The organism is Thiomonas sp. DCM-2, assembly GCF_056820905.1.
In genome coordinates this window covers 2629511-2647735 of record NZ_CM165962.1, presented here as the reverse complement: position 1 = coordinate 2647735, position 18225 = coordinate 2629511, and the positions used below count along the sequence as shown (strand labels likewise).

Here is an 18225-nt window from a genome sequence, read left to right as displayed (position 1 = left end):
TTTATCGCAGTGGGAAGCAAAGCCGCCGCGCACTGAAAGCCCCCCAGGATGACGCCCGGCCATCGCGCCGGGCTTTGTCTTTTCTGGAGCAGGCCAAGTGCCCAGCATTCCCGCCAAATCCCTACACAGCCCCTACATGAACGCCGGGCAACAAAAAGCCCAGCGGGTGAGACTGGGCTAAGTGTCTGATTTAATTGGTAGGCCGTGTTGGACTTGAACCAACGACCAAAGGATTATGAGTCCTCTGCTCTGACCAACTGAGCTAACGGCCCATAGGAATGACTGCGTTGCTGCGGTGCAGGCGTGGCAAGGCAAACAGCATATGTTAGCGGGAGCATCTGGGAGTTGGCTTGAAGGGGGCGGCTGTGCACAGAGCACCTGGCAGGCGATCGCCAGCGAGCTTGACCGGCGGTGCGCGGTCGCCAGCGGTCGGCGGTGTGTGCCGGTCGCTGTCGCTGCGTGACCGGTGGCAAGTCAGGGCGATCTTTCGTTCTCGCGGGTCTCGCCGTCTGCGCGCCGAGGCGACGGACATGTTTCTTGACAACGCGACTGCAGACGGGCTGCTACTCTCTTTGGCCTGCCCGGGGCGTGCGCGTCTGGACTGCGCCGACAGGCATCCACACAACCATCGGGAGATTGCCATGAAGGGCGATGAAAGGGCGTTGCAGTTCTTGAGCAAGGCGCTGAAGGTTGAACGCACCGCAATCGATCCGTATGTTCTCCACGTTCGCAGGCATCAGAACGGGGGCCTGGAGGCGATGGTCGACGCGCGGCAGGGTTGACGTGCAGGAGACGGTCTCCTCCGCAGCGGCGTCGGCAGGCGAGGTTGCTTCCGACCAGCCCGTCAGCCGCGCGCAGTTCGTGCAACTGTTCCTGGCGGTGATGCTGCCGATCTTTCTGGCCGCGGTCGATCAGACTCTGTTGGCCACGGCAACGCCTGCGATCGCCCGCGAACTCGGCGACTTCCGCGACAGCGCCTGGATTGCGGTGGGCTATCTGCTCGCCTCCACCATCATGGCGCCGCTCTATGGTCGATTTGGAGATCGATACGGCCGCCGCGATGCGCTGGTGGCTGCGCTGGGTTTGTTTGCCCTGGGCTCGCTGGCATGCGCAGTCAGCCAGGGGATGTGGTGGCTCATTGCCGCGCGCATGCTGCAGGGCCTGGGCGGCGGTGGTTTGATGGTGATGAGTCAGGCTTTGATTGGCGAGGTGGTTGCGCCTCGGCAAAGGCCCCGATTTCAGGCGTACTTCGGTGTCGTGTTCGTCCTTGCCAGCGTCACGGGCCCCGTGCTGGGTGGGCTGGTGGTCAGCAGTTTGAGCTGGCGGTGGCTGTTCTTCGCCAATCTGCCGCTCGCAGCACTGGCCACCTGGCGCGTGCTGCGGCTACCTGCGAGCCCTCGCCATGCGCTTCCTGGACAGACGCACGACGCCCTGGGTGTGCTGCTGTTCGCGGCATCGGCCGCCGTTGCGCTGCTCTGGCTCACGCTGGCCGGACATCGCTTTGCCTGGGTGTCCGTCCCGAGCGCGGTCATGGCGGGCACCGCACTGCTGCTTGGCGGGGTGTTGATACGCCGCGAGCGGCGGCATGCGCATCCCTTCCTGCCGGTGGATCTGCTGCGGCAGCCCGCCATCGCCTGGACTGCCGTGACCATGGTGCTGTTCGCAGCCGGCCTCTTCGCTCTGGTGTTTTTCATGCCGGTGTATCTGCAGGTCGGGCATGCAGCGGGCGCCGCGCACGCGGGCCTGCTGTTGCTGCCACTCACCGGCGGTCTGGTGCTGGGCGCCAACATCACGGGGCGTCTGGTGGCCAGAACGGGGCGACCCGATATTCCAGTGCGATGGGGTCTGAGTGTTGCGGCGTGCGCGTTGTTTTTGCTGGGCCTGCTGCCCGCGGCTCCGCTGATCATTGGTGTGCTGGGCGTGACGGCGGGGCTGGGGTTCGGCACCGTGATGCCGACATCGCAACTGGTCGTGCAGACGGTGGCCGGTCGTGCTCGCCTGGGGGCGGCGGCAGCCACGGTGTCTCTGGCGCGATCGACAGGGGCCTCGGTGGGCACGGCGCTGTTCGGCGCTCTGGTGTTCGGCATGACGTCCAACACCGAGCTGCAGGCCGCGTTGCACGCCCCGGGCGGGAACGCCACGCTGCAGGTCATTCACGCGTTTCGCATGGCCTTCATCTGCGCCGCGGGTGTGAGCCTGATGGCCGCCTGGACATCCACCCGCGTGCCGCGCGTGACGCTTTGAACAACCAGAGGCAGAATGCGGCTGTCTGTCATTTCAACCCCATCCTGCCCTCCGCCATGCACGATCTCGACACACTCTCCCGCCACGCCATTGCTGGCCAGCTCCACTTTCGCAGCAATCCAGCCGGTCTGGTCTTTGCGGAAATCGACAACCCGGCAGGCACGGCCACGGTCTGTCTGCAGGGGGCGCACCTCACCACCTTTCGTCCCAAGGCGCAGCCCGAGCCGGTGGTCTGGGTGTCGGAGTCGTCGCGCTATTTGCCGGGCAAGTCGATCCGCGGCGGCGTGCCGGTGTGCTGGCCGTGGTTCGGTGCACACCCCAGCGAGAGCAGCTTTCCCGGGCATGGCTTTGCCCGCACCGTGCCGTGGGATGTGGTGGACAGCGGGACCGCGCAGGGTGCCACCCACATCACCCTGCAATTGCAAGCCTCCGAGGCCACCCGGGCACAATGGCCGCATGACACGCCGGTCACCCTGCGCATCCGTGTGGCCGACGCGCTGGAGATGGAACTGCGCACGCACAACGCCACCGCCCAAGCCGTGCCCCTGAGCGAGGCGTTGCATACCTACTTTCAGATTGGCGACATCGCCGAGGTGGAACTGCGCGGGCTGGACGGCTGCGCCTACCTCGACAAGACAGAGGGTTTTGCGCGCAAGCGGCAGCAGGGCGCGGTGCACTTTGCCGCCGAGACCGACCGGGTGTATGTCGATACCGAAAGCGCCTGCGTCATCCACGACCCGCAACTGCAGCGCCGCATCCGCATCGACAAGCAGGGCAGCGCCTCCACCGTGGTGTGGACACCGTGGGCCGAAAAAGCCGCGGCGATGGGGGATTTCACTGCACATGGCTGGCGCAACATGCTGTGCGTGGAATCGGCCAACGCGGCCGACAATGCGCTGACCCTGCAGCCCGGCGCGACCCACACCCTGCGGGTGCGCTACAGCGCCGAAGCGCTGTGATCAGAGCGCGGCCCGCGCTTCCGCCTGAATCCAGCGCGCGGCCTTTTCCGCGATCATCAGCGTGGGACTGTTGATATTGCCGCTGGGGATGACCGGCATCACGCCAGCGTCCACCACGCGCAGCCCGGCCACCACGCCGCCACGGCCGTCGCGCACGCGCAGCCGTGCATCGGCCACGGCCTGCCGATCGTCAGCGCGGCCCATCGCCGTGGTGCCCGCCGGATGGAAGATGGTGGTGGCGATGTCGCCGGCCAGACGGGCCAGTTCCTCGTCGGTCTGGAACTGCGTGCCGGGCTTGAATTCCTGCGGTTGATATCGGGCCAGCGCCGGTTGCGCCACGATGCGGCGGGTGAGCCGCAGACTGTCGGCGGCGACCTGCCGGTCTTCCTCGGTGCTGAGGTAGTTGGGAGCGATCGCCGGTGCATCGGCAAAGCGCGGGCTGCGAATCTGCACCGTGCCGCGGCTGCCGGGGTTGAGGTTGCACACGCTGGCGGTGAACGCATCGAAACCGTGCAGCGGCTCGCCGAAGGCGTCCAGACTCAAGGGCTGGACGTGGTACTGGATGTTGGGATGGGTGTATTGCGCGCTGCTGCGGGTGAACACACCGAGCTGGCTGGGCGCCATGCTCATCGGCCCGCTGCGCTTGAGGGCATACTCCAGGCCGATCATGGCCTTGCCCCAGGCGGAGGCGGCGCGGGTGTTGAGGGTGCGCGCGCCGTGCACCTTGAACACGGCGCGAATCTGCAGATGGTCCTGCAGGTTTTCTCCCACGCCAGGCAGGTCGGCCATGGGCGCAATGCCATGGCGCTGCAGCAGTGCGGCCGGGCCGATGCCCGAGAGTTGCAGCAATTGCGGCGAGCCGATGGCACCTGCGCTGAGGATGACCTCGCCAGTGGCTCGCGCAGTCACCATCTCCTGTCCGGTCCACACCTGCACGCCGCTGCAGCGCAGGGTGCCGTCCGGCTGGGTGTCGATCAGCAGCCGGGCGACCTGTGCCGAAGTCCACAGCTCGAAGTTGCTGCGGCCATAGCAGGTCGGGCGCAGAAAGGCCTTGGCGGCATTCCAGCGCCAGCCCGCTTTCTGGTTGACCTCGAAGTAGCTCACGCCTTCGTTGGTGCCACGGTTGAAGTCGTCGGTGGCGGGAATGCCGGCCTGCTGCGCTGCCTGCGCGAACGCGTCGAGAATGTCCCAGCGCAACCTCTGCTTCTCCACGCGCCATTCGCCGCCGTGACCGTGCAGTGCGGCAAATGCCGGATCGCCCGCGCGGTCTGCGCCAGGGTCGCGACGCCAGTGGTTTTCATGGGCGATGAAGTCGGGCAGACAAGCCTGCCAGTTCCAGGCGTCATCGCCAAGGCGCTCGGCCCAGGCGTCATAGTCGCGTGCCTGACCGCGCATGTAGATCATGCCGTTGATGCTGCTGCAGCCGCCCAGTACCTTGCCGCGCGGGTAGCGCAGACTGCGGCCGTTCAGCCCGGCATCGGGCTCGGTGCGGTAGAGCCAGTCGGTGCGTGGGTTGCCGATGCAATAGAGATAACCCACCGGAATGTGGATCCAGTGGTAGTCGTCCTTGCGGCCCGCCTCGATCAGCAGCACACGCTTGGTCGGATCGGCGCTCAGCCGGTTGGCCAGCAGGCTGCCCGCCGTGCCGGCGCCGATGATGATGAAGTCGAAAGTGGTGTCACTCATGGTGAGGGCATGATCGCACGCCGCTCCAGCCCGGGCCTACTTCGCCGTCGGCATGACGAACTCGGCGCCCTTGGGTGTGCTCTCGGGCCAGCGCTGCATGATGCTTTTTTGCTTGGTGTAGAAGCGCACGCCCTCCTCACCGTAGGCATGCATGTCGCCGAACAGGCTGGCCTTCCAGCCGCCGAAGCCGTGCCACGCCATCGGCACCGGGATGGGCACGTTGATGCCCACCATGCCCACCTGCACCCGGCGGCCGAACTCGCGCGCCACATGGCCGTCACGCGTGAAACAGGCCACGCCGTTGCCGTAGGCATGGGCATTGACCAGATCGAGCGCGGCGGTGAAATCGGGTACACGCACGCAGCTCAGCACCGGGCCGAAGATTTCCTCCTGGTAGATGCGCATGGCGGGCGTCACATGGTCGAACAGCGTGCTGCCGAGCCAGAAGCCGCCGTCGTGTCCGGCAACGGTCTGCGTCCTCCCATCGACCAGCAGGCTGGCACCTTGCGCCACGCCGGAGTCGATCAGGGCGGCGATGCGCGCACGCGCAGCAGCGGTCACGATGGGGCCCATCTCCGCGTCGAGTTCCATGCCGTTTTTCACTTTCAGCGCCTTGGTGCGTTCAACGAGCCGAGGCATGATCTTGTCGGCCACGTCGCCCACCAGCACACCCACCGAAATGGCCATGCAGCGCTCGCCGGCCGAGCCGAAGGCACTGCCCATCAGCGCATCGACCACCTGATCGAGATCGGCGTCGGGCATCACCACCATGTGGTTCTTCGCACCGCCCAGCGCCTGCACGCGCTTGCCTTGGCGTGCGGCCTCCTGTGCGATGTGATGCGCCACCGGGGTCGAGCCGACAAAGCTGATCGCCTTCACATCCGGGTGCTCCAGCAGTGCGTCGACCGCCACCTTGTCGCCCTGCACCACATTGAACACGCCGTCGGGCAGACCGGCCTGCTTGAGCAACTCGGCCATCAGCAGGCTGGGCGAGGGGTCGAGCGGGCTGGGCTTGAGCACGAAGGTGTTGCCCGCGGCAATGGCCACCGGGAACATCCACAGCGGCACCATGCACGGAAAGTTGAACGGTGTCACGCCGGCCACCACGCCCAGCGGCTGGCGCAGCGTCCAGTTGTCGATGGCGGTGGACACCTGCTCGGTGTAGTCGCCCTTGAGCAGTTGCGGAATGCCGCAGGCGAACTCGACGATCTCGATGCCGCGCGTGACCTCGCCCTGCGCGTCGGTGAACACCTTGCCATGTTCCGCGGTGATCATTGCGGCCAGAGTGTCGCGGTGCTGGTTGAGCAGTTCGAGAAACTTGAACATCACCCGTGCACGGCGCACCGGCGGCGTGTCAGCCCACTTCGCAAAAGCCGCTTGCGCGGCGGCAACCGCGGCATGCACTTGCGTCGCATCGGCCAGTTCGACCTGCCGCGAGACCGCGCCGGTGGCGGGATTGAACACCGGCTGTCTGCGTGCATGCGCCGACGTCACGCAATGGCCGTTGATGAAATGTGCCGCGTCAGCCGTGGCGGTGAAGGCAAGGGGTGCGCCCATGATGAACTCCGCTGTGAGGAAAGTCGTTGCCAAAGTCTAGGCGGGCCGCATGCGTTTGAACAGCGCCGTAAACTGACAACATTGTTTGAATAAACGAACAATCAGACCGGTCGGGGGAATCATGTCCATCGCATCACCGTCGCATGACGACATGCTCTGGCAGCAGGTGCACTGGCTCGGCACCATTGCTGCGCATGGCAGCCTGACCGCAGCCGCGCGGCGGCTGGGTGTGTCCAAGGCAGCGGTCAGCCAGCAGCTCGCCGCCCTGGAGCGCCGCATCGGTGTGCCGCTGGTCCGCCGCACCACCCGGACCCTGCGCCTGACCGAGGCGGGGCAGCGATTGGTGGATGACACCGCGCCGGCGTTCGCCCGGATCGTCCACAGTGTGGCGGCGGTCCATGACCTCGCGGACACGCCGCGCGGGCTGGTGCGCGTCACCGCACCGGTGGCCCTGGGTCGGCAGCATGTGGCGCCGCATCTGCTGCGCTTCTTGCGCAAATATCCTGACATTCGGGTGGAGCTGGAGTTGTCGGACCGGTTGTCCAACCTGCCGCAGGACGGCTTTGATCTGGCCGTGCGCCACGTGGCCGCCCCGCCCGACAGCCATGTGGCCTGGAAGCTGTGCGAGACACGTTCGTTGCTGGTGGCCAGCACGGCTTATCTGCGGCGACGTGGCGTGCCTGAGCATCCTGCAGCGCTCGCCCAGCACGACTGCCTGACCTACCTGCGGCCTGGCGCGGCCGTGTGGATGTTCGAGCGGACGCGTGACGGCGGCCAGGAGCCGCAACGCGAGCGTGTCACGGTTCAGGGGCCGCTGCGGGCCAACACCAGTGAAGTGTTGCGCGAGGCGGCGCGTGCGGGCCTGGGCATTGCGCTGGCGCCAGATTTCAGCCTGGACATGGGGGCACGCCATTCCTCCTTGCGCATCGTGCTGCCGGACTGGCGTGCTGCGGGGTTTTTCGGCGAGGCGATCTACGCGATCCGCCCCTGGTCTGCGACCACGCCGCGCGCCGTGCAGCTGTTGGTGGAGCACCTGCGCGAGTCGCTTGCCGCAGGGTGGGGCCCGGCGGCATGAAGGGCAATCAACCCAGCCCGCCGCACACCGGGCACTGCGGATTGCGCTGCAGGGTGATGGTCTGAAATTCGCTGTCCAGCGCGTCGATCAGCAGCAGGCGGCCGCGCAGCGTGGTTCCCGTCCCGGCGAGGAGTTTCAATGCTTCGGTGGCCTGCAGACTGCCGACCAGGCCGACCAGCGGGGCAAGCACACCCATCGTGGCGCAGCGCACTTCTTCCACCGGCGCGTCTGGTGGAAACAGGCAGGCGTAGCACGGGCCGCGCTGCCCATGGGCATCGACCCGGGTGTCGAACACACTGACCTGGCCCGAGAGGCGGATGGCCGCGCCGCTGACCAGCGGCACGCCGTGCGTCACACAGGCGCGGTTGAGCGCGTGGCGGGTGGCAAAGTTGTCGCTGCAGTCCAGCGCGACATCGGCACGGGCCACCAATGTGGCAAGCAGATCGTCATCCGCGCGGCGGGGGACGACCTGCACGTCGATGTGTGGGTTGATCTGGCGCATCGCCTCGCGGGCGGAATCCACCTTGCGCTGTCCGATACGCGCTTCGGTATGCGCGATCTGCCGCTGCAGATTGGTCAGATCGACCGTGTCATCATCCACCAGGGTGATGTGGCCCACGCCTGCGCTGGCGAGGTAGAGCGCAGCCGGCGAACCCAGCCCGCCTGCACCCAGAATGAGCGCGTGGGCAGCGCAGATCCGCTCCTGTCCTTCGATGCCGATTTCATCGAGCAGGATGTGCCGCGAATAACGCAGCAGCTGGGCATCGTCGAGAGGCATGACATCAGCGGCCGCAGCCAGGCGGCCGACTGTCCTTACTTGCTTTTGACGGCCCCGCTGGCATCCGGCTTGGGGCTGCTGGCCACGCCCGAAGCGGCTGGGGCCTTGACCTTGGCCGTGTTTGCAGCGGACTTGGCGGTGACCACCGGCTTGCCTTCCAGATAGTTCATGGCTTGGGTCAACTGCCAGTCTTCCTTGCTGCCGTATTCCGGCAGCTTGGGGAACTTGTTCGGATCTTTCTGCAGCTCGGCTTCGAGCAGGCGGCGTGCTTCATCCTGCTTGCGCACCTCCTCTTCCACCCGCTTGGCGTCCGCCGCTTCGCTGCCGGTGCCGATCTGGTTCTTGTAGTCGATCTCGCGCATGCGCAGCGCAGCATAGGGGTCGCCACTCTCCAGCGGATCGACCTCGTAGTTCGGCGTGATGCCCTTGCCCTGGATCGACTGGCCGTTCGGGGTGTAGTAGCGCGCGGTGGTGAGCTTGAGCGCGGTGTCGGGGCCGAGCGGCAGCACGGTCTGCACCGAACCCTTGCCGAAGGACAGCGTGCCCATCACCACGGCACGCTTGTAGTCCTGCAGCGCGCCGGTCACGATTTCGGAGGCCGAGGCCGAACCGCCATTGATCAGCACCACCAGCTTGACCGTCTTCACGCCTGCCGGAAGGCTGTCGAGCGGGTTGTCGCCCGGGCGGCTCATGTAGTCGCTAGGGGTGTTGCGGTAGGTCGAATTGGCCTCGGGCATCTGGCCGCGGGTCGAGACGATCACGGCGTCATTGGGCAGGAACACCGAGGCGACGCCCACCGCACTTTCGAGCAGGCCGCCCGGATCGTTGCGCAGGTCGAGGATCAGACCCTTCATGTTCGGGTCTTCCTTGTAGAGCGCGTCGATCTTGTTGACAAAGCTGGGCAGGGTGTCCGACTGGAACTGGGTGATGCGGACCCAGCCGTAGCCCGGGGCGATCATCTTGCCCTTGACGCTCTGGACCTGGATGAGCTCACGGGTGATGGTGAAGGTGAGGGTGCGGTTTTCCGCCTTGCGCAGCACGGTCAGGGTTACCTTGGTGCCGGGCTTGCCGCGCATGAGCTTGACCGCGTCATTCAGGCTCAGGCCCTTGACCGCGGTGTTGTCGATGCGGGTGATCAGGTCGCCGGCGTGAATGCCGGCGCGAGCTGCGGGAGAGCCCTCGATCGGCGAGACCACCTTGACCAGCCCGTCTTCTGCGGCAATTTCAATGCCCACGCCAACGAACTTGCCGCTGGTGCTTTCCTTGAAGTCCTTGAAATTCTTCTTGTCCAGGTATTCCGAGTGTGGATCGAGGTTGTTCACCATGCCGTTGATGGCGTTCTCGATCAGCTTCTTGCCCTCGACCGGCTCGAAGTAATCGGCCTTGATCAGCCCATACACCGCGGCGAATTGCTGCAATTCCTCAAGAGGAAGCGGCGAGACGGTGTTGCGTGCCAGCGCCTGGACTTGCAGGGTGGCCATGATGCCGGTGATGGCGCCAACGGCAACCCAGGCTGCGACTCGGAATTTACTGGCCATGGTGGATCAAGCGAAGTGTCTGCGAAGATCGGGCAGTATAGGGGGCTGTGTCTGATTTGCAGCAGTGGCGCGGAACATCCCGCCGCGCCGGGGGAAATGGCGCAGCGGCAGCCTGCCGCAGCAACTCAGACCTTGCCGCCGGAGGCGTTGAGGTAGTAGCGCTGCAGCGGCTTGAGTTCGGCGTCGAGTTCGTAGACCAGTGGGATGCCGTTGGGAATGTTCAGCCCGGTGATGTCGGCGTCCGAGATGTTTTCGAGGTATTTCATGATGGCGCGCATGGAGTTGCCATGCGAGACCACCAGAGTGCGCTTGCCTGCCTTGATCGCGGGTGCCAGCGACTCGTGCCAGAACGGCAGCACGCGGGTGATGGTGTCCTTCAGGCATTCGGTCAGTGGCAGTTGCTCGTGAGGAACGCGGGCGTAGCGCGGGTCGGCGGCCAGTTCCTTGCGGTGCGCGTCGTCGAGCGGCGGCGGCGGAATGTCATAGCTGCGCCGCCAGATGTGCACTTGCTCGTCGCCAAACTTGGCTGCGGTTTCGGCCTTGTTCAGCCCCTGCAGCGCGCCGTAGTGCCGTTCGTTGAGCCGCCAGGTGTGCACCATCGGCAGCCACATGGCGTCGAGTTCATCCAGGGTGAGCCACAGGGTGCGGATCGCACGCTTGAGCACCGAGGTGTAGGTCAGGTCGAAGCCGTAGCCCAGTTCCTTGAGCAGCCGCCCGGCGGCGCGGGCTTCACGGATGCCTTGCTCGGTCAGATCCACGTCGGTCCAGCCGGTAAAGCGGTTTTGCTGGTTCCAGGTGGATTCACCGTGGCGAAGCAGGACGAGTTTATGCATGGAAATCTCGGAGTGCAAAAAGCGTGGAAAACAGAACAAAAAGACGCACAGGCAGAATAGTAGTGCAGATGCGTCTCGTCGCTGCGCTGCAGCAATCAGCGGCATGTGCCGAAGGGTCGAAATCCATCCATCAGCGCGCACGAATTCGTTTTTCTAGAATTCGATGCTCAAGGAGAAAATCAAGTGCAGTTCCTCATCGAAAACTGGGCGCTCGTCCTCATTGCCCTCACCTCTGGCGGCATGCTGCTGTGGAGTTCATACGGCGGCGCCAGTGGCGCGGACGGTGTGAGCGCGGCGCAGGCTGTGCTCAAGGTCAACCGCGAAAAGGGCGTGATGATCGATGTGTGTGAGCCGACCGAGTTCCAGGCGGGCCACGCCGTGGGCAGCAAGAGCATTCCGCTGGGACAACTCGAAAAACGCATGAGCGATCTGCCCAAGGACAAAAACACGCCGGTCCTCATCATGTGCGCTTCCGGCATGCGTGCCAAGCGCGCGGCGGCGCAATTGCGCAAGGCGGGATTCGTGAATGCCACCGCCGTTGCCGGCGGCATGCGTGCCTGGCGCGAGGCGGGCCTCCCTGTCGAAAAAGGATGAATCGCCCATGAACAAGGTTCGCATGTATACCTCTGCGGTCTGCCCGTACTGCATCCGCGCCAAGGCGCTGCTGCAAAAACGCGGGGTGGCGGCGATTGAAGAAATTCGGATCGACCTCGATCCGGAGCAGCGCCAGCACATGATGGCGGTCACGGGCCGCCGCACGGTGCCGCAGATTTTCATCGGCGAGACCCATGTGGGCGGGTGCGACGACCTGTATGCCCTCGACGCCCGAGGCGGCCTGACGCCGCTGCTGCGCGACGCCGCCTGAACGCCGCCAGTTTGTGCCTCCGGTGGCTGTGGATCGGCCGCCGGGGTCGTGTCATGCAAGGCGGCCTAGAATCCCGCGTCATCAATTGACGCCCGCACCCTGCGGGCTTTTTTCCATGGAGAGTTGTTGATGAGCGCCATTCCCGAGAACACCCAATCCACCGACCCGGTTTTCATGCTGCAGCGCTGCTATCTGAAGGATCTGTCGCTGGAGCAGCCCAATTCGCCGCAAATTCTGCTCGAGCAGCAGCAGCCCAATGTGGACGTGCAGATGAGCGTCGAAGCCAAGCCGGTGGTGGACGGACTGTTCGAGATCACCGTGGCCGCCACCATCACCGCGCGCATGCAGGACCGGGTGCTGTTCCTGGTGGAAGGCAAGCAGGCCGGCATTTTCGAGCTGCGCAACATCCCGCAGGAGCATGCCGACATGCTGCTGGGCATCGCCTGCCCGCAGACGGTCTACCCCTACCTGCGCGCCAATCTGGCCGACGCGATCACCCGCGCCGGCTTTCCGCCGGTGCATCTGGCCGAGATCAACTTCCAGGCCATGTACGAACAGCAGCAGGCGCAGCAACAGGCGGCCAACGACGCCCCCGGCCAGCTGAACTGAGCGGTTCCGACTGACCATGGCGTCGTCCACACCCTGCTCCATCGGCGTGCTCGGTGCGGGCGCCTGGGGAACAGGGATTGCCTGCCAGATCGCGCCGCACCAGTCCGTGATGCTCTGGGGGCGTGACGCGGCGCAGATGCTGCGGCTGCAGGCCGAACGGGTCAACGCCGCGTATTTGCCGGGCATCAGCCTGCCGCCATCGCTTGGCCTTACCGCCGACCTCGATGCCGCGCTGCGCCACGCCGCCGGGCCACACGGCTTGCTGCTGTTGGCGGTGCCGACATCGGGTCTGCGCGCCACGGCGCAGGCGGTGCGCATTTTCAACGCCGACAAGCCCAGGGGCGCGCGGGTGCAGCATGTGCTGTGGCTGTGCAAGGGCTTCGAGCAGGGCAGCGGCTTGCTGCCGCATGCAGTGCTCGACGCGGTGTTTGCGGCAATGGACGCTGCGCCTGCGACCGGGGCCCTGTCCGGCCCGAGCTTTGCGCAGGAGGTGGCGCGCGGCCTGCCGGTTGCGCTCACATTGGCCAGCGCCGATGCCGCGCTGCGCAGCTTTGCCGTGACCGCGCTGCACCACGGCGCGATGCGCATCTACGCCACGCCCGATGTGATCGGCGTCGAAGTGGGTGGAGCGGTGAAGAACGTACTGGCCATCGCCACCGGGGTGAGCGACGGCATGGGGCTCGGACACAACGCCCGTGCGGCGCTGATCACTCGCGGTCTGGCCGAACTTTCGCGCCTGGGCGTGGCGCTGGGCGGGCAGGCCGAGACCTTCATGGGGCTGAGCGGGCTGGGTGATCTGGTGCTCACCGCCACCGGAGACCTATCGCGCAACCGCCGTGTTGGACTGGCGCTGGCGCAGGGGGACAGTCTGGCGCGCATCGTCGCCACCCTGGGCCATGTGGCCGAAGGCGTGCACACTGCGCAGACCGCGCTGCAGCTCGCGCGTGCGCACCGCGTGTCCATGCCCATCACCGAGGCGGTCAGCCGCCTGCTCGACGGCAAACTCACCCCACGCGAGGCACTGAGCGGTCTGCTGCAGCGCCAGGCGCGGGGCGAGTGAGTCTCCCTGTCCTCACCATCATGATTCAGCTCCTCGTTGGCCTGGGCAATCCCGGGCTGGAACATGCCCTCGATCGACACAACGCGGGGTTCTGGTTCGTGGACCAGATCGCCACGGCAGTGGGTATCAGCCTCAAGTCCGAGCGCGGATTCTTCGGGGATGTCGCCCGCGTGCGTCTGCACGGCCACGAGCTGTGGCTGCTCGAACCCAGCACCTACATGAACCGCTCCGGCCAGTCGGTCGGCGCGCTGGCCCGTTTCTACAAGATCGCGCCCGAGCACATCCTGGTGGCGCATGATGAACTCGACCTGCCGCCGGGCCAGGCCAAGCTCAAGCTTGGCGGCGGCCATGCCGGACACAATGGTCTGCGCGATCTGATTGCCCACCTGGGCACGCCCAATTTCTGGCGGCTGCGCATCGGCATCGGGCACCCGGGCGACCGTTCTGCCGTGGTGGGTTTTGTTCTCGGCAAGCCGCCGCAGTCGGAGTTGACCCTGATCGAACACGCGATGGAGCAGGCGCAGGCCGTGCTGCCGTCGCTGCTCAAGGGCGAATTCGAGGCGGCCATGATGCAACTGCATCGTGGCAACCGGCCCTTGCCCGCCAAGCCGCAGACCAAGGGCAGGCCGACCGCGGGCAATCCTGAAACCGGGCAGACAGACTGAACAGCCATGCGCAAACGCCCTATCGAACACAGACTGTTGTGGCCCTGCACCGCGTTCCTTGTTGCCATGCAGGGCGGGGCGCTCGCCGCGGAGCCCCAGGTGTGGCGCTGCGGCAATGCATATTCGCATCAACCCTGCGCGCATGGTGCGGCCATCGACACGCAGGACGGCCGCTCCGCGCAGCAGCAGGACGAGGCAAAGGCGCAGGCTGAGCGAACCCGTGCCCTTGCCGACACCCTGCACCGCGAAAACGCCGCCCGGGAAGCGCAACAGCGCAAGGAAGAGCTGGCTCGGCACAGAGCGCTGCTCAAGGAGCAGGCGGCGCTGCGGCGGGCGCAGCGCAAGGCGCACGACCTGCATGACAAGCTACCGCGGCAGAGGAAGAATCAGCGCCCGGTCGACACCCGGCGGGTTGTCCAGCCCGCAGCGCCAGCGCCACAGCGCTGAGACGGTACGGTCAGCCTGACGCGGCCGCGTTCGACGCGGTCAGCCGCTGATATTTTTCAAGCAGTTGCTCGCGGGTTTCCACGCGATCGGGGCGTACCGGAATGCAGTTCACCGGGCAGACCTGCACGCACTGCGGCGTATCGAAATGCCCCACACATTCGGTGCAGCGGTCGGGGTTGATCTCATAGATTTCCGGGCCCATGAAAATGGCCTCGTTCGGGCATTCGGGCTCGCACACATCGCAGTTGATGCAGTCGTCGGTGATCCACAGCGCCATGATCGGTTCTCAGGGATTCGCGGCGCGCCGCAGGGCCACCTTGGCCTGCAATCGCTCCATGACCAAGGGAACCACAAACTTGCTGACGTCGCCACCCAGCATGGCGATTTCCCGCACGAACGTCCCGGAGATGAACTGGTACTGATCTGCCGGGGTGAGAAACAGGGTTTCCACGTCGGGCATGAGCTGGCGGTTCATCCCGGCCATCTGGAATTCATACTCGAAGTCGCTGACTGCGCGCAGCCCGCGCACCACCACCTGCGCGCCGCGTCCCACCACAAAATCGCGCAGCAGGCCGGTGAAGCCGCTCACCTCGACATTGGGGTAGGGCGCGAGCACCTCGCGGGCGATGTCCAGGCGCTCGTCCAGCGTGAACATGGCGTTCTTGTGGTGACCGGCGGCAATGGCGACCACCAGCCGGTCGCACAGCTTGCTGGCGCGGCGCACCAGGTCTTCATGGCCGCGGGTCAGCGGGTCGAAGGTGCCGGGGTAGATGGCGAGCAGCATGGCGGGCGGTGGGAAAGCGGGAGGAAGGCGCAGTTTAGGGGTTTTGCGCGTCGGTTTCCGTGGAGGTGGCCACCGCGTTGTTGCGGCGCAGCAAGGCGAAATGCACCTGACCGGCGCGGCCGCGTCGCCACACTGCCCAGGTTTCGGGATCGAGAAGGTCAAACAGCGCCGGATCGTCGGTTTCCACATAGGCCAGACCGTCGTTGCTCAGCAGCGGATGCACGGACTGCAGCGCATGAAGCTGCTGCGCACTGGCATAGGGCGGGTCGATGAACACCACGTCGAAGCGCTCGCCCTGGCGGGCCAGCGCGTGTGCAGCAGCCAGGGCATCTGCGGTGCGTACCTGGACATGTTCGGCCTTCAGGCGCTGTGCGGCGGCAGTGATGCTGGCAGCGCAGCGCGGATGCTGCTCCACCAGCAGCACCGAGGCAGCACCGCGCGAGGCGGCTTCCAGGCCCAGCGCGCCGCTGCCGGCGTAGAGGTCGAGCACGCGGCGCCCGGCAAGGGTCTGGCCCAGCCAGTTGAACACGGTCTCGCGCACGCGGTCGGGGGTGGGACGCAACCCCGGCACATCGGGCACGGCGAGCTTGCTGCGCTTCCACAGCCCGCCGATGATGCGGATTTCGCCGCTGCGCGCGTGGCGGGGGCGGGCCTGCGGGGTTTTGGCGGGATGGCTTGGAGGGAGTGTTTTCATGGGCAGGTAAATTGTAGGGAGGCGGTTCCAGCTCCAAGACACACCGCAATTCCCCTTTTTCTCGATCGACTGCCCATGTTCCGCTTTTTCAAACGCAAATCCACCCCGGAAACCGCCTCGCCCGAAGTGCAGGCCGAGGCCGTGCCCGATGGGGTGGCTGCGCCCACATGGCCCACCGTGGCAGAAGCGCCGCAACCGCAGGCGGCGCCCGCCGCGGTGGAAACTCCTGCGCTGATTGCCGAGGAGCAGCCTGCCTCCGGCTGGTTCAACCGCCTGCGCTCCGGGTTGCGCAAGACCGGCGCGGGCATCAGCGGGCTGTTTGGCGGCAGCAGGATCGACGAGGCGTTGTACGAGGAGCTCGAGGCCGCGCTGATCATGGCCGACGCCGGCATGCCCGCGACCACCGCGCTGCTGACCGACCTGCGCAAGCGGGTCAAGGCCGCGCGCGCCGAAACCCCGCAGCAGGTGCGCGCGCTGCTGGCCGATGCGCTGGCCGATCTGCTCGCGCCGCTGCAAAAACCGCTGGACATCGGACGGCAGCAACCCACGGTGTTGATGATGGTCGGGGTCAACGGCGCGGGCAAGACCACGACCATCGGCAAGCTCACCCAGCACCTGCTGCGCGCCGGGGAAAAGGTGCTGCTCGCCGCTGGCGACACGTTCCGCGCCGCCGCGCGCGAGCAACTCGTCGCCTGGGGGCAGCGCAACCAGGTGCAGGTGATCGCGCAGGAAGGCGGCGACCCAGCGGCGGTGGCGTTCGACGCAGTGAACGCGGGCAAGGCGCGGGGCATGGACGTGGTCATCGTCGATACCGCCGGTCGCCTGCCGACCCAGCTGCACCTGATGGAGGAGCTCAAAAAGGTCAAGCGCGTGGTCGCCAAGGCGATGGACGGCGCGCCGCACGAAATCTTGCTGGTGATCGACGCCAACAACGGCCAGAATGCGCTGGCGCAGGTGCGCGCGTTCGACGACGCGCTGGGGCTGACGGGGCTGGTCATCACCAAGCTCGACGGCAGCGCCAAGGGCGGGGTGATCGCCGCGATCGCCCGCGAGCGCCCGGTTCCGGTCTATTTCATCGGCGTCGGCGAAGGGCTGGACGATCTGCAGCCGTTCGACGCCATGGCGTTCGCGCGGGCGTTGGTGGGGGAGGGGTGAGGGCAGCGTCGCGCGCCAGTCACCCCCAGCCGAGCACGGCGGTGAGCACCGCACCGCCGATCACCACGGCCCACGGCGGCACCCTCCACACCTGCAGCAGCAACAGCGCGGCCAGCGCCATTGCAAAGTCGCGCGGGGTGTGGATCGCTGCGGTCCAGACCGGGTCGTAGAACGCGGCAAGCAGCAGGCCGACGACCGCGGCGTTGATGCCCAGCATCGCGCTGCGCAGCGCCGGATGGTGGCGCAGGCTGGCCCACAGCGGCAGCGCACCGGTCACCAGCAGAAAACCCGGAAGAAAAATGCCGACCAGCGCCACACCGGCCCCCATCCAGCCGCCCGGCCCGAGGTGCGCCGCCGCCCCGAGAAAGGCGGCAAAGGTGAACAGCGGCCCGGGCACCGCCTGCGCCGCGCCATAGCCCGCGACAAAGGTCGCGTTGTCCATGCCTTGCGGCACGATCTGCGCCTGCAGCAGCGGCAGCACCACATGCCCGCCGCCGAACACCAGCGCGCCGGACTGGTACATCCCGGCAAACAACGCGAGCAGCGGTTGGTGCAGCGTGGATGCGAGCAGCGGCAGACCGAGCAGCAGCGCGCCGAACGCCGCAAGCAGCGCCACCCCGCTGCGGTGGCGCAGCGGCACCTGCAGCGGCGCAGGCACTGCGAACGCCGGAGCGCGCAGCAGCCAGCGTCCGACTGCGGCGCCGAGCGCAATCACCGCGAGCTGGCCGCCGACACCCGGCGCCATCGCGGCCAGCACCGCCGCGGCCACCGCGAGGCTGGCGCGTTCACGATCCGGGCACAGGCTCTTGCCCATGCCCCACAGCGCCTGCGCCACCATCGCAACGGCGACCAGCTTGAGCCCGTGCAGCCAGGTGCCGTTCGCCAGCGAGGCGGTGTGCCCGAGCAGCAGCGCAAACGCGGTCATCGCCAGCGCCGAAGGCAGGGTGAAACCCAGCCAGGCCGCGACCGCGCCGCGCATCCCGCCGCGCATCAGACCCAGGCCGATGCCGACCTGCGAACTCGCCGGACCGGGCAGGAACTGGCACAGCGCGACCAGATCGCCATACGCCTGCGCCGAGAGCCAGCCGCGGCGCTCGACGAACTCGCGGCGGAAGAATTCCAGATGCGCGATCGGCCCGCCGAACGCCGTGAGTCCCAGGCGCAAAAAGGCGAGAAAAATCGGCCCGCTGGCTTGGATGCGTTGCGTGCTGAGGGAGGAGCGCATCGGCGGGCGGATCAGGGTTATCGAGGTGTGTGTTGGTTGCGGCGGATTCTA

The 18225-nt window shown here is 66.6% G+C and carries 20 protein-coding genes and 1 tRNA gene; 11 read left to right on the top strand and 10 right to left on the bottom strand.

The features are described 5' to 3' along the window. Positions 1–195: 195 nt before the first annotated feature. A tRNA-Ile gene (locus tag AC1ZQA_RS12835) sits at positions 196–272 on the bottom strand. 258 nt (positions 273–530) lie between these two features. Here AC1ZQA_RS12835 and AC1ZQA_RS12830 point away from each other — a divergent pair. From AC1ZQA_RS12830 to AC1ZQA_RS12820, 3 genes are read left to right on the top strand one after another with little or no spacing between them, the layout of a single operon-like run. Continuing rightward, a complete protein-coding gene (locus AC1ZQA_RS12830) occupies positions 531–782 on the top strand; it encodes a hypothetical protein (RefSeq protein ID WP_482677250.1) in 252 nt (83 codons plus the stop codon). Position 783: 1 nt separating this feature from the next. Beyond that, positions 784–2244, top strand: a complete 1461-nt coding sequence (locus AC1ZQA_RS12825; RefSeq protein ID WP_482677249.1) for an MFS transporter — start codon at positions 784–786, stop codon at positions 2242–2244. A 56-nt stretch (positions 2245–2300) separates the two neighbouring features. Then, a complete protein-coding gene (locus AC1ZQA_RS12820) occupies positions 2301–3203 on the top strand; it encodes a D-hexose-6-phosphate mutarotase (protein ID WP_482677248.1) in 903 nt (300 codons plus the stop codon). Here AC1ZQA_RS12820 and AC1ZQA_RS12815 read toward each other — a convergent pair whose 3' ends face one another. Continuing rightward, complete coding sequence (locus AC1ZQA_RS12815) at positions 3204–4889, bottom strand: GMC family oxidoreductase (protein ID WP_482677247.1); 1686 nt, start codon at positions 4887–4889, stop codon at positions 3204–3206. Positions 4890–4925: 36 nt separating this feature from the next. Then, the gene (locus tag AC1ZQA_RS12810; RefSeq protein ID WP_482677246.1) at positions 4926–6446 is read right to left on the bottom strand and encodes a CoA-acylating methylmalonate-semialdehyde dehydrogenase; all 1521 of its coding nucleotides are present in this window, start codon (positions 6444–6446) and stop codon (positions 4926–4928) included. A 121-nt stretch (positions 6447–6567) separates the two neighbouring features. Between AC1ZQA_RS12810 and AC1ZQA_RS12805 the strand changes: the two genes are divergently transcribed. Continuing rightward, complete coding sequence (locus AC1ZQA_RS12805) at positions 6568–7521, top strand: LysR family transcriptional regulator (RefSeq protein WP_482677245.1); 954 nt, start codon at positions 6568–6570, stop codon at positions 7519–7521. 7 nt (positions 7522–7528) lie between these two features. Here the strand turns inward: AC1ZQA_RS12805 and AC1ZQA_RS12800 are convergent, their stop codons facing one another. From AC1ZQA_RS12800 to gpmA, 3 genes are all read right to left on the bottom strand, one after another. Next, on the bottom strand, positions 7529–8299 hold the full coding sequence (locus AC1ZQA_RS12800) for a HesA/MoeB/ThiF family protein (RefSeq protein WP_482677244.1): 771 nt from the start codon (positions 8297–8299) through the stop codon (positions 7529–7531). 35 nt (positions 8300–8334) lie between these two features. Beyond that, complete coding sequence (locus AC1ZQA_RS12795) at positions 8335–9837, bottom strand: S41 family peptidase (protein ID WP_482677243.1); 1503 nt, start codon at positions 9835–9837, stop codon at positions 8335–8337. Between the two features lie 125 nt (positions 9838–9962). Continuing rightward, positions 9963–10670: a 2,3-diphosphoglycerate-dependent phosphoglycerate mutase gene (gene gpmA, locus AC1ZQA_RS12790; protein WP_482677242.1), complete on the bottom strand. Its 708-nt coding sequence runs from the start codon at positions 10668–10670 to the stop codon at positions 9963–9965. 183 nt (positions 10671–10853) lie between these two features. On the opposite strand from gpmA, the gene AC1ZQA_RS12785 reads away from it, so the two are divergent. The 6 genes from AC1ZQA_RS12785 to AC1ZQA_RS12760 all read left to right on the top strand — a co-directional run bounded on the left by AC1ZQA_RS12785 (position 10854) and on the right by AC1ZQA_RS12760 (position 14316). Continuing rightward, complete coding sequence (locus AC1ZQA_RS12785; RefSeq protein WP_482677241.1) at positions 10854–11264, top strand: rhodanese-like domain-containing protein; 411 nt, start codon at positions 10854–10856, stop codon at positions 11262–11264. A 7-nt stretch (positions 11265–11271) separates the two neighbouring features. Continuing rightward, a complete protein-coding gene (grxC, locus tag AC1ZQA_RS12780; protein WP_482677240.1) occupies positions 11272–11535 on the top strand; it encodes a glutaredoxin 3 in 264 nt (87 codons plus the stop codon). Positions 11536–11664: 129 nt separating this feature from the next. Beyond that, complete coding sequence (secB, locus tag AC1ZQA_RS12775) at positions 11665–12144, top strand: protein-export chaperone SecB (RefSeq protein WP_482677239.1); 480 nt, start codon at positions 11665–11667, stop codon at positions 12142–12144. Between the two features lie 16 nt (positions 12145–12160). After that, a complete protein-coding gene (locus AC1ZQA_RS12770) occupies positions 12161–13204 on the top strand; it encodes an NAD(P)H-dependent glycerol-3-phosphate dehydrogenase (protein ID WP_482677238.1) in 1044 nt (347 codons plus the stop codon). Positions 13205–13224: 20 nt separating this feature from the next. After that, positions 13225–13869: an aminoacyl-tRNA hydrolase gene (pth, locus tag AC1ZQA_RS12765; RefSeq protein ID WP_482677237.1), complete on the top strand. Its 645-nt coding sequence runs from the start codon at positions 13225–13227 to the stop codon at positions 13867–13869. A gap of 6 nt (positions 13870–13875) precedes the next feature. Further along, entirely contained in the window at positions 13876–14316 is a 441-nt protein-coding gene (locus AC1ZQA_RS12760) for a hypothetical protein (protein ID WP_482677236.1), read from the top strand. Between the two features lie 10 nt (positions 14317–14326). On the opposite strand, the gene AC1ZQA_RS12755 is transcribed toward AC1ZQA_RS12760, so the two are convergent. The 3 genes from AC1ZQA_RS12755 to rsmD are packed head-to-tail and all read right to left on the bottom strand — an operon-like array spanning position 14327 to position 15794. After that, positions 14327–14593 (bottom strand): YfhL family 4Fe-4S dicluster ferredoxin, encoded by a 267-nt coding sequence (locus AC1ZQA_RS12755; RefSeq protein WP_482677235.1) that lies wholly within the window; start codon positions 14591–14593, stop codon positions 14327–14329. Between the two features lie 9 nt (positions 14594–14602). Next, positions 14603–15100, bottom strand: coding sequence for a pantetheine-phosphate adenylyltransferase (gene coaD, locus AC1ZQA_RS12750; RefSeq protein ID WP_482677234.1), 498 nt, complete (start codon positions 15098–15100; stop codon positions 14603–14605). A 34-nt stretch (positions 15101–15134) separates the two neighbouring features. Next, the gene (gene rsmD, locus AC1ZQA_RS12745; RefSeq protein WP_482677233.1) at positions 15135–15794 is read right to left on the bottom strand and encodes a 16S rRNA (guanine(966)-N(2))-methyltransferase RsmD; all 660 of its coding nucleotides are present in this window, start codon (positions 15792–15794) and stop codon (positions 15135–15137) included. A 75-nt stretch (positions 15795–15869) separates the two neighbouring features. Between rsmD and ftsY the strand changes: the two genes are divergently transcribed. After that, complete coding sequence (gene ftsY / locus AC1ZQA_RS12740) at positions 15870–16949, top strand: signal recognition particle-docking protein FtsY (protein ID WP_482677232.1); 1080 nt, start codon at positions 15870–15872, stop codon at positions 16947–16949. 19 nt (positions 16950–16968) lie between these two features. Here ftsY and chrA read toward each other — a convergent pair whose 3' ends face one another. Continuing rightward, the gene (gene chrA / locus AC1ZQA_RS12735) at positions 16969–18174 is read right to left on the bottom strand and encodes a chromate efflux transporter (RefSeq protein ID WP_482677231.1); all 1206 of its coding nucleotides are present in this window, start codon (positions 18172–18174) and stop codon (positions 16969–16971) included. Positions 18175–18225 lie beyond the last annotated feature (51 nt).

Excerpts from the sequence above, each read along its gene's own strand:
- AC1ZQA_RS12830 (WP_482677250.1), top strand. The coding sequence starts at position 531 with ATGTTTCTTGACAACGCGACTGCAGACGGGCTGCTACTCTCTTTGGCC.
- AC1ZQA_RS12820 (WP_482677248.1), top strand. The coding sequence starts at position 2,301 with ATGCACGATCTCGACACACTCTCCCGCCACGCCATTGCTGGCCAGCTC.
- AC1ZQA_RS12815 (WP_482677247.1), bottom strand. The coding sequence starts at position 4,889 with ATGAGTGACACCACTTTCGACTTCATCATCATCGGCGCCGGCACGGCG.
- AC1ZQA_RS12810 (WP_482677246.1), bottom strand. The coding sequence starts at position 6,446 with ATGGGCGCACCCCTTGCCTTCACCGCCACGGCTGACGCGGCACATTTC.
- AC1ZQA_RS12805 (WP_482677245.1), top strand. The coding sequence starts at position 6,568 with ATGTCCATCGCATCACCGTCGCATGACGACATGCTCTGGCAGCAGGTG.
- AC1ZQA_RS12800 (WP_482677244.1), bottom strand. The coding sequence starts at position 8,299 with ATGCCTCTCGACGATGCCCAGCTGCTGCGTTATTCGCGGCACATCCTG.
- AC1ZQA_RS12795 (WP_482677243.1), bottom strand. The coding sequence starts at position 9,837 with ATGGCCAGTAAATTCCGAGTCGCAGCCTGGGTTGCCGTTGGCGCCATC.
- gpmA (WP_482677242.1), bottom strand. The coding sequence starts at position 10,670 with ATGCATAAACTCGTCCTGCTTCGCCACGGTGAATCCACCTGGAACCAG.
- grxC (WP_482677240.1), top strand. The coding sequence starts at position 11,272 with ATGAACAAGGTTCGCATGTATACCTCTGCGGTCTGCCCGTACTGCATC.
- secB (WP_482677239.1), top strand. The coding sequence starts at position 11,665 with ATGAGCGCCATTCCCGAGAACACCCAATCCACCGACCCGGTTTTCATG.
- AC1ZQA_RS12770 (WP_482677238.1), top strand. The coding sequence starts at position 12,161 with ATGGCGTCGTCCACACCCTGCTCCATCGGCGTGCTCGGTGCGGGCGCC.
- pth (WP_482677237.1), top strand. The coding sequence starts at position 13,225 with ATGATTCAGCTCCTCGTTGGCCTGGGCAATCCCGGGCTGGAACATGCC.
- AC1ZQA_RS12760 (WP_482677236.1), top strand. The coding sequence starts at position 13,876 with ATGCGCAAACGCCCTATCGAACACAGACTGTTGTGGCCCTGCACCGCG.
- AC1ZQA_RS12755 (WP_482677235.1), bottom strand. The coding sequence starts at position 14,593 with ATGGCGCTGTGGATCACCGACGACTGCATCAACTGCGATGTGTGCGAG.
- coaD (WP_482677234.1), bottom strand. The coding sequence starts at position 15,100 with ATGCTGCTCGCCATCTACCCCGGCACCTTCGACCCGCTGACCCGCGGC.
- rsmD (WP_482677233.1), bottom strand. The coding sequence starts at position 15,794 with ATGAAAACACTCCCTCCAAGCCATCCCGCCAAAACCCCGCAGGCCCGC.
- ftsY (WP_482677232.1), top strand. The coding sequence starts at position 15,870 with ATGTTCCGCTTTTTCAAACGCAAATCCACCCCGGAAACCGCCTCGCCC.
- chrA (WP_482677231.1), bottom strand. The coding sequence starts at position 18,174 with ATGCGCTCCTCCCTCAGCACGCAACGCATCCAAGCCAGCGGGCCGATT.